Source organism: Agromyces fucosus (assembly GCF_004134865.1).
Lineage (GTDB): Bacteria > Actinomycetota > Actinomycetes > Actinomycetales > Microbacteriaceae > Agromyces > Agromyces fucosus.
Map to the genome: position 1 here is coordinate 1273579 of NZ_SDPO01000001.1, position 6630 is coordinate 1280208.

At 68.9% G+C, this 6630-nt stretch carries 2 protein-coding genes; one reads left to right on the plus strand and one right to left on the minus strand.

Annotated features, from left to right (window positions below; all coding sequences use genetic code 11):
• Positions 1-93 precede the first annotated feature (93 nt).
• The gene (locus ESP57_RS05755) at positions 94-840 is read right to left on the minus strand and encodes a phosphoglyceromutase (protein WP_056010460.1); all 747 of its coding nucleotides are present in this window, start codon (positions 838-840) and stop codon (positions 94-96) included.
• A gap of 211 nt (positions 841-1051) precedes the next feature.
• Between ESP57_RS05755 and ESP57_RS05760 the strand changes: the two genes are divergently transcribed.
• A complete protein-coding gene (locus ESP57_RS05760; RefSeq protein ID WP_165877379.1) occupies positions 1052-6610 on the plus strand; it encodes a ThuA domain-containing protein in 5559 nt (1852 codons plus the stop codon).
• Positions 6611-6630: the final 20 nt, after the last annotated feature.

The window sequence follows — 6630 nt, forward strand, 5'->3', positions numbered from 1 at the left end:
CGATCGTCGCCGTGACGGCGGCAGGCACCGAGCACGCGAGAAGGCCCGGCGGATGCGACATCCGCCGGGCCTTCGCGTTCGTGGGAGTCGGGGCTACTTCTTGCCCTGCGCCGCCACTGCGGCCGCACCGGCGGCTGCCGCCTCGGGGTCGAGGTACTCGCCCGGGCCGAGCGGCATGAAGTCGTCGCCGAGTCGGTAGACGAGCGGGATGCCCGTCGGGATGTTGAGTTCGGCGATCTCGTCGTCGCTGATGCCGTCGAGGTGCTTGACAAGGGCGCGCAGGGAGTTGCCGTGCGCGGTCACGAGCACCGTCTTGCCGGCTGCGAGGTCGGGCACGATGCCCTCCTGCCAGTACGGCAGCATGCGCGCGATGACGTCTTTCAGGCACTCGGTGCGGGGCAGCTCGGCGTCGTCGAGGTTCGCGTAGCGCGGGTCTCCGACCTGCGAGTACTCGGCGTCGTCGGCCAGCACAGGCGGCGGCACGTCGAAGGAGCGGCGCCAGAGCTGGAACTGCTCGGGGCCGTACTTCTCGAGCGTCTCGGCCTTGTCGAGGCCCTGCAGGGCGCCGTAGTGGCGCTCGTTGAGGCGCCAGGAGCGGCGCACGTCGATCCATGCGCGGTCGGCGACGTCGAGGGCGATGTTCGCCGTCTGGATGGCCCGGGTCAGCACCGAGGTGTGCAGCACGTCGGGCAGGAGATTCGACTCGGCGAGCAGCTCGCCGGCGCGGGCGGCCTCGGCGGTGCCGAGTTCGCTGAGCCGCACGTCGACCCAACCGGTGAACAGGTTCTTCTGATTCCATTCGCTGTTGCCGTGGCGAAGCAGCACGAGGGTGTGAGGCATGCGAACAGCCTACCGGCGAGGCATCCGTCGCCCTGAATATTTCTGCGCTGGCCTGCGCAGGATTCCCCTGTCGACAGAACAGGATTCGGCAGAACCCGGCGCAACTTTTGCTTGACGCTCGCCAGAAGTCCCCCTAGGTTCGGGATCGGACGTGCAACGCCGCTCGACCGATCGAGCGCGGTCCAGCCATTCGGAACCAATGGAGGTCTCAATGCTCACCCAGCTCCGCACGGACGCGAAACGGCTGGTCGCCGTATTACTCGCGTCTGTTCTCACCGTCGGGGTGGTGGTCGGGGTCGCAGCTCCGGCCCAGGCCCACGACGGGACCCAGATCCTGATCTTCACCAAGACGACGCAGTACCGTCACACGGACGCGATCGACAAGGGAACCCCGCTCATCACCGCGGCACTCGAGGCAGAGGGCATGGAGGTGACGCACACCGAGGACTCGACGATCTTCAACGACACCGATCTGCCGCACTTCGACGCGATCGTCATGTTCCAGACGTCGGGCGACCCGTGGAACGCCGACCAGAAGGCCGCGCTCGAGCGGTACCAGCAGGGCGGCGGCGGCATCGTGGCGATCCACAACGCCACCGACATGCGCGGCAACTACCCCTGGTGGGACGAGCTCGTCGGCTCGCTCATGCCGGGGCACGCCGCCACCGGCTCCGACCCGGGCCAGCCCGGCACCGTGCGCATCGAGGACGACACGCACCCCTCCACCGAGCACTTCGAAGAGACCCGCTGGGACCGCGGCGACGAGTGGTACAACTTCTCGAACAACGTCCGCGGCACCGCGCACGTGCTCGCGTCGATGGACGAGACGAGCTACGACGCCGGCGGTAACGCCATGGGCTACGACCACCCGATCTCCTGGTGCAAGCCCTACGACGGCGGTCGCACCTGGACGACGGCCATGGGCCACTACGGATCGCACTACTCCGAGCCGAAGTTCATGCAGCACATCGTCGGCGGCGTGAAGTACGCGGCAGGCCTCGAAGAGGGCGACTGCGGCGGCACCGTCTGGGACAGCTTCGAGAAGGTCTCGCTCGACCAGAACACCTCCGCGCCCTTCGCGATGGACATCGCCGAAGACGGCCGCGTCTTCTACACCGAACTCGTCCGCGGGCAGATCCGCGTCTGGGACCCGGCGACGAACGCGGTCACGACGGCCCTCGAGCTCGACGTGTACTCCGGCGGCGAGGACGGCCTCCTCGGCATCGCGCTCGACAACGACTTCACCGAGAACGGGCGGATCTACGTCTACCGCTCCCCCGATGCAGCCGACAACTCCGACCCGTCGAGCTTCCTGAGCCGCATCTCGCGCTTCACGATGGTCAACGGCGTGATCGACCCGGCCTCGGAAGAGCTCATCATCGAGGTGCCGGCACGTCGCCTGCCCGATGAGCCCGGCCACACCGGCGGCGGTCTCGACTTCGACGCGGCGGGCAACCTGTACCTCGGCGTCGGCGACGACGTGAACCCCCACTCGGAGCCCTCGGGCGGCTACGCGCCGCTGTCGGCCCGTCCTGGCACGTTCCACGACGCCCGCGAGACCTCGGCGAACACCAACGACCTGCGAGGCAAGCTGCTCCGCATCACGCCGAACCCCGACGGTCCCGGATACACCGTCCCCGAGGGCAACCTCTTCCCCGAGGCGAACGACACGGCCGGCAAGACGCTGCCCGAGATCTACGCCATGGGCTTCCGCAACCCGTTCCGCTTCTCGATCGACCAGACGACGGGCGCCATCAGCCTCGCCGACTACTCGCCCGACAACGGCACCGACGCACCCACCACGCGTGGACCGGCCGGCATCGCGGAGTGGAACTACATCACGAGCCCCGGCAACTACGGCTGGCCGCTCTGCATGGGCAACAACGAGCCGTTCCGGAACGTCGACTACACGACGAGCCCGGTCACGGTCGGCGACTTCTTCGACTGCGCCGCACCCGTCAACGACTCGCCGCGCAACACCGGCCTGACCGAACTGCCGGCGGCACGCGCTGCCGACATGTGGTACGGCTACAAGCGTTCGTCGGTCCCCGGGATCATCCCCCAGGGCGGCGGCCTCGCCCCCATGGGCGGACCGGTCTACAACTTCGACGCCGACCTCGAGTCGGACACGAAGTTCCCGGCCTCGTACGACGGCAAGCCCTTCTTCTACGAGTGGGCTCGCAACAAGATGTACTCGATCCAGCTGGCCGACGGCGCGACCGGCGGCGGCAACGCCGTCGAGAAGGTCAACGCCTTCCTGCCGCAGGAGCAGTTCCTCGCGCCGATCGACTCGCGGTTCGGCCCCGACGGCTCGCTCTACGTGCTCGACTGGGGCGGCGGCTTCGGCCGTGACAACCCCAACTCGGGGCTGCACCGCATCGACTACATCTCGGGCTCGCGTTCACCGATCGCCAAGGCCACGAGTGATGTCGACTCCGGTCCCGCGCCCCTCACGGTGACGTTCGACGGCACCTCTTCGTCGGACCCCGAGAACGCGGAGCTCGCGTACGCCTGGGACTTCGACGGCGACGGCACCGACGACGCGTCGACGGCCACGGCGACGCACACGTACGAGACCGAAGGCGTCTTCGACGCGCGACTGACCGTCACCGACCCCGACGGCAAGTCCGCGACGACGACCGTGCCGATCACGGTGGGCAACACCCGACCGGACGTCTCGTTCACCCTTCCCCCGAACGGCGCGTTCTTCGACTTCGGAGACGACCTCTCGTGGGATGTCACGGTGACGGACCCCGAGGACGGCACGGTGAACGGTGACGACGTCATCATCCAGCCCGCGCTCGGACACGACGAGCACGCGCACCCCACGACCCCGCTGAGCGGGTTCACGGGCACCACGGAGACGACGCTCGGCGGCCACGCGGCCGACGAGAACATCTTCTTCGCCCTCGACGCCCGCTACACGGACGGCGGCGGTGAGGCCGGCGCCAACCCGCTGACCGGATCCGAGACGACGCTCGTCTTCCCGAAGCGGAAGCAGGCGGAGTTCTTCGACAGCGCGAACGCCATGACGACGGCACCCAGCCGGGATGTCGAAGGCATCGAGAGCGACCGCGTGATCGTCGGCGGCGACGGCGCGTGGGCGCACTTCGACCCGGTGAACTTCTACCGGGTCGACGACCTCGCGCTGCGCGTCTCGGCCGTCTCGGCCGGAACGAGCATCGAGCTGCGGAGCGGGGCCGCCGACGGCGAGCTCCTCTCGACCGTCGAGGTGCCGGCGACCGGTTCGACCCGGTTCACCGACGTGCTCGTGGACGTGAGCGCGTTCCCCGATGAGACGCTGGACCTCTACGTCGTCTTCCGCGGCGGCGAGATCAAGCTCAACTTCCTCGAGGCGATCGGCCAGGGCGCTTCGCCCGAAGCCTCGCCGACGGTCGCCATCACCGCGCCCGAGCAGGATGTCGAGCTCGAGCCCGGGCAGGATGTCTCGGTCGAGGCCGACGCCGCGGGTGACGTGGAGCAGGTCGAGTTCTTCGTCGATGGCACCTCCATCGGCGTCGACGAGACCGCACCGTACGCCGCCGAGTGGGCTGCACCGGAGGAGGGCCTCTACAAGCTCACCGCCGTCGCGACCAACGCGGCCGGCAAGTCCACCACGTCTCGCGTCGTGCAGGCGCAGGTCGGCGAGCTCTTCGGGGACCTCGTCCCCTTCACGAACGTCGACGGCACCTTCGAGCGGATCGGCGACGGCCGCTTCCGCATCACGGGCGCCGGCGACGACACGTGGCAGGGCATCGACGAGTACTCGACGCTCTACGCACCCGCCGGCGGCGATGAGGACTGGGAGGCGGTCGTCAAGGTCGATGCCCAGCAGAACACGAACGGCGCCGCCAAGGCGGGCCTCATCGTGCGCAACGACATCACGCTGCCTGGCACGTCGCCCGGCTACGCGATGGTCGGCATCCGGCCGAGCGGCGGCATCGAGTTCCTCGCCGACCCCGACGGGAACGGACAGCTCAACACCTCGGTCCAGGGCGGCACCACGAGCTACCCCACCTGGGTGAAGCTGAAGCGGAGCGGCGCGGACTACACGGCGTACTTCTCCAAGAACGGCACCGCCTGGACCCAGGTCGGAGGCGTGGTCAACCTGACCGGTGCCGCCACCACGCAGGACGTGGGCATGTTCACGGTCTCGCACGCCACGGGTGCCGGCACGGTCGACTTCGCGGACTTCGCGATCGACACCGATGTCGAGGGCCCTCAGCCCACCGAGCCGCTCGAGCCGCTGATGTGTGCAGCAGCCCCGCTCTCCGACGAGTTCGACGCACCGGCGCTCTCGCCGTTCTGGTCGATCCGCGAGGACAGCGCGAAGCCGATCACGCAGAGCGGCGGGACGCTCAACCTCCCGGTCACCAACGGCGACATCAACGAGGCCTCGACCGGCCCCGTGAGCTTCGCCGGCAAGCCGCTGCCCGCCGGCGCGTGGGAGGCGACGACGAAGATCACGCTGCCGCACAACTCGCACTGGCAGTGGGCCGGGCTCGTGGTGCACCAGAGCGATGACGAGTACAACAAGCTCGCCTTCGTTCGCGCCCAGAACGGCACCCGGATGGTGGAGTTCCAGAGCGAGACGGCTGGTGCCCGCACCACGCCGGCAGCTCCCGCCCTGCCCTCAGGGTTCCCGACCACGATCCAGCTGAAGCTCACGAGCAACGGCACGGTGCTGACTGGTGCCTACTCGGCAGACGGTCAGACGTGGAGCGCCCTCACCGGCCAGCTGCAGCTCAAGCAGAACGCGAAGATCGGCATCATGGCCGGCGGCGACCTCGGCACGACGCCCGTCACGGCGAAGGTGGACTGGTTCCACTTCAGCCCCGAGCCCGCTGCCGGAGAGCCTGTCGCACCCAGCGACGAGTTCGACGGCGCCGCGCTCGACGGCTGCCGCTGGTCGGAGAGCGTGCGGTACGACTCCAACCACGCCGCGGTCGCGGACGGCCACCTGAAGATCACGACGCAGGTGGGCGACATCAACGGGAACAACCCGCTGTCGCCGCGGAACTTCATCCTCACCAAGGCGCCCGAGGGCGACTGGGTGGCGACGACGAAGTTCAAGGCGCCGTTGCAGCACCGCTACCAGCTGGCCGGACTGATGATGTGGGCCGATGACGACAACTACGTCAAGGCCGACATCGTCGCCTACAACGCCCCGGGTGCTGCACTCGACCTGCGGGCGGAGCTGGCGGCTGAGGCGAACGGCGCCGGGTACGGCAGCCGCAACGTCAACATCGCCGACTCGACCGAGAGCGGGTACTGGTACGTCCGGGTCACGAAGACCGGCGACGTGTACTCCGCCGAGGTGAGCGACGGCGGAGTCAACTGGACCCCGCTCGGCGACACCGGGATCACCTTCGACAAGCCCCTGCGCGGACTCGGCCTCATGGCCATCGGCCCGCAGCAGGAGCAGCCCGTGGTGGTGGAGTTCGACTCCTTCCACCTCGAGACGGAGGCTCCGGAGCCCACGCTCGACGTGACGGCAGTGGCGAGCACGCGGTGCATCGCCGGCAAGGTGATCGTGTCGGTGAAGGCGACGAACAACGAGGCCGTGCCCGTGGCACTGACCTTCGAGTCGGCGTACGGCACCAAGTCGTTCGCCGCCGTCGCCCCCGGCAAGAACGCCGTGCACTCGTTCACGACACGTGCCGCGGACGTGCCGGCGGGAACGATCGCCGTCGAGGCGACCGCGACCGTCGACGGTGCGCCGGTGACGTTCTCGGTCGACGCCGGGTACGACGCCGCGAGCTGCAACTGATCACCGGGGCGGTGGGCCCG

Excerpts from the sequence above, each read along its gene's own strand:
- ESP57_RS05755 (WP_056010460.1), bottom strand. The coding sequence starts at position 840 with ATGCCTCACACCCTCGTGCTGCTTCGCCACGGCAACAGCGAATGGAAT.
- ESP57_RS05760 (WP_165877379.1), top strand. The coding sequence starts at position 1,052 with ATGCTCACCCAGCTCCGCACGGACGCGAAACGGCTGGTCGCCGTATTA.